Genomic DNA, 2807 nt, shown 5'->3' with positions numbered 1-2807 from the left:
CGGGATGGCTGGCGCGCGTGATGTCGACGCGCTGGTTGTTCAGCGCGTCGGCGGTCGGCTTTACCATCGCCAGCATGCTGTGCGGCCTGGCGTGGGATATCAACAGCATGATTTTCTTCCGCGCGCTGCAGGGTTTCCTCGGCGGTTCGATGATCCCGATGGTGTTCACCTCGGCGTTCTTTTATTTCTCCGGCCATCAGCGCGTGATCGCCGCCGCCACCGTCGGTGCGCTGTCGTCGCTGGCGCCCACGCTTGGACCCACCGTGGGCGGCTGGATCACCAGCAACTACTCGTGGCACTGGCTGTTCTTCATCAACCTGGCGCCGGGAATTTTTGTCGCGGTGGTGGTGCCGATGCTGGTGCGCATCGACAAGCCGAATCTGTCGCTGCTCAGGGGCGCCGACTATCTCGGCATGATCTTGCTGGCGGCCAGCCTCGGTTGTCTCGAATATTCGCTGGAAGAAGGCCCGCGGCTGGGCTGGATGGGCGACGACATCATCAGAACCACCGTGTGGATCGCCATCGTTGCCGGCGTCGGTTTCATCTGGCGCAGCCTGGCGTACGACAACCCGGTGGTCGATCTGCGCGCGCTCAAGGACCGCAACTTTGCACTCGGTTGCTTCTTCTCCTTCGTCACCGGCATCGGCATCTTCGCCACGGTGTACCTGACGCCGGTATTCCTGGCGCACGTGCGCGGTTTCAGCGCGCTCGACATCGGCCTGGCGATCTTTGCTACCGGCCTGTTCCAGATCTGTGCGATTCCGTTCTATACCTATCTGGGACGGCGCGTCGACCTGCGCTGGCTGATGATGTTCGGCATGGCCTGCTTTGCACTGAGCATGTGGAACTTCACGCCGATCACGCACGACTGGGGCTGGCGCGAGCTGTTGCTGCCGCAAGCCTTGCGCGGCTTCGCGCAGCAGTTTGCGGTGGCGCCGGTGGTGACGCTGACCTTGGGAGCGCTCAAGCCCGAGCGCCTGAAACAGGCTTCGGGCTTGTTCAACCTCATGCGCAATCTGGGCGGCGCGATCGGTATTGCGGTGTGCGGCACCATCCTCAACGACCGCACCAACCTGCATTTCCTGCGCCTGGCGGAACATCTCAACAGCGCCAATGAATCGATGAACAACCTGCTGCAAAACACCGGCGCCAACATGCTGGCGTGGGGACTCGACGGCGGCAGCGCACCGACCGGAGCCCTGCAGCAATTGTGGAAGCTGACCATGCGCGAAGCGCAGACGCAAACCTTCGCCGATGCCTTCCTGGCGGTGATGGCGTGTTTCCTGGTGGCGATCGTGCTGATCCCGTTGATGCACAAAGTGGCGCCGCCGAAAGCGCCGTCAGCCGATGCCCACTAAATCGATTCCTTGATCCGGATCAGCCGGCCATGCGCTGACGTGCAAGCTGGGCGGAGCTCTGACGCACCGCCCAGCGTACCGGCTTCGCCGCCAGACCGACGGCGCGTTGCAGCAGTGCCTGTTGCAGCGGCCGCAACGGCGTCATCCCCAGTTGCTGCTTGGCCCAATCGGGCAGCAAGTCCACGCCGGCGCGTGTCATCAGGCGCGTAAACGGCAACGCCAGCGCATTCGGCGCCGTTGCCCCCTGGCGCACGTGCGCGGTTTCAGCGCGCTCGACATCGGCCTGGCGATCTTTGCTACCGGCCTGTTCCAGATCTGTGCGATTCCGTTCTATACCTATCTGGGACGGCGCGTCGACCTGCGCTGGCTGATGATGTTCGGCATGGCCTGCTTTGCACTGAGCATGTGGAACTTCACGCCGATCACGCACGACTGGGGCTGGCGCGAGCTGTTGCTGCCGCAAGCCTTGCGCGGCTTCGCGCAGCAGTTTGCGGTGGCGCCGGTGGTGACGCTGACCTTGGGAGCGCTCAAGCCCGAGCGCCTGAAACAGGCTTCGGGCTTGTTCAACCTCATGCGCAATCTGGGCGGCGCGATCGGTATTGCGGTGTGCGGCACCATCCTCAACGACCGCACCAACCTGCATTTCCTGCGCCTGGCGGAACATCTCAACAGCGCCAATGAATCGATGAACAACCTGCTGCAAAACACCGGCGCCAACATGCTGGCGTGGGGACTCGACGGCGGCAGCGCACCGACCGGAGCCCTGCAGCAATTGTGGAAGCTGACCATGCGCGAAGCGCAGACGCAAACCTTCGCCGATGCCTTCCTGGCGGTGATGGCGTGTTTCCTGGTGGCGATCGTGCTGATCCCGTTGATGCACAAAGTGGCGCCGCCGAAAGCGCCGTCAGCCGATGCCCACTAAATCGATTCCTTGATCCGGATCAGCCGGCCATGCGCTGACGTGCAAGCTGGGCGGAGCTCTGACGCCGCCCAGCGTACCGGCTTCGCCGCCAGACCGACGGCGCGTTGCAGCAGTGCCTGTTGCAGCGGCCGCAACGGCGTCATCCCCAGTTGCTGCTTGGCCCAATCGGGCAGCAAGTCCACGCCGGCGCGTGTCATCAGGCGCGTAAACGGCAACGCCAGCGCATTCGGCCGGCGCCGGCGCATTCAGCACCAGCTCCACCGTCTTGAGCGTGCGCTCTTCGCAGCGCAACTGCGGGCGCATGCTGTCGATATAACTTTCCAAATCCTTCAGATTGCGCGGCACGTCGATGGCGCCGAGCTGTTCCGCGACCAGCGCGATTTCATCAAGGTAGCGATTTTGCATCGCCAGGCTGAAGTCCGGATTGCGATAGCGCACGTAGGCACGCAGAAAGCACCACACCTCCGCGGCATGCACCCAGGTCAACAGCGCCGGATCGTCGGCGGAATACGCGCGTCCGTCCGCCG

Annotated in this window: 3 protein-coding genes and 1 pseudogene; 2 read left to right on the top strand and 2 right to left on the bottom strand. The window is 63.7% G+C overall.

Going from position 1 to position 2807, the window contains the following annotated elements; translation table 11 throughout:
* On the top strand, positions 1 to 1358 hold a 1358-nt coding region (locus HLUSI_RS0118635), incomplete at its 5' end, for a DHA2 family efflux MFS transporter permease subunit (protein ID WP_016835389.1).
* A gap of 19 nt (positions 1359 to 1377) precedes the next feature.
* On the opposite strand, the gene HLUSI_RS0118630 is transcribed toward HLUSI_RS0118635, so the two are convergent.
* Positions 1378 to 1611, bottom strand: coding sequence for an oxygenase MpaB family protein (locus HLUSI_RS0118630; RefSeq protein ID WP_016835388.1), 234 nt, complete (start codon positions 1609 to 1611; stop codon positions 1378 to 1380).
* Here HLUSI_RS0118630 and HLUSI_RS29540 point away from each other — a divergent pair.
* Positions 1603 to 2280: pseudogene (locus HLUSI_RS29540) on the top strand (MFS transporter); the annotation flags it as partial. The gene HLUSI_RS0118630 and the pseudogene HLUSI_RS29540 overlap by 9 nt on opposite strands.
* Here HLUSI_RS29540 and HLUSI_RS29535 read toward each other — a convergent pair.
* A partial coding sequence (locus HLUSI_RS29535) for an oxygenase MpaB family protein (RefSeq protein WP_157137916.1) occupies positions 2263 to 2807 on the bottom strand: 545 nt, incomplete at its 5' end. The pseudogene HLUSI_RS29540 and the gene HLUSI_RS29535 sit on opposite strands and share 18 nt — an antisense overlap.

It is taken from the genome of Herbaspirillum lusitanum P6-12 (assembly GCF_000256565.1).
GTDB classification, from domain to species: domain Bacteria; phylum Pseudomonadota; class Gammaproteobacteria; order Burkholderiales; family Burkholderiaceae_D; genus Herbaspirillum; species Herbaspirillum lusitanum.
This window is presented reverse-complemented; position numbering and strand designations above follow the sequence as displayed.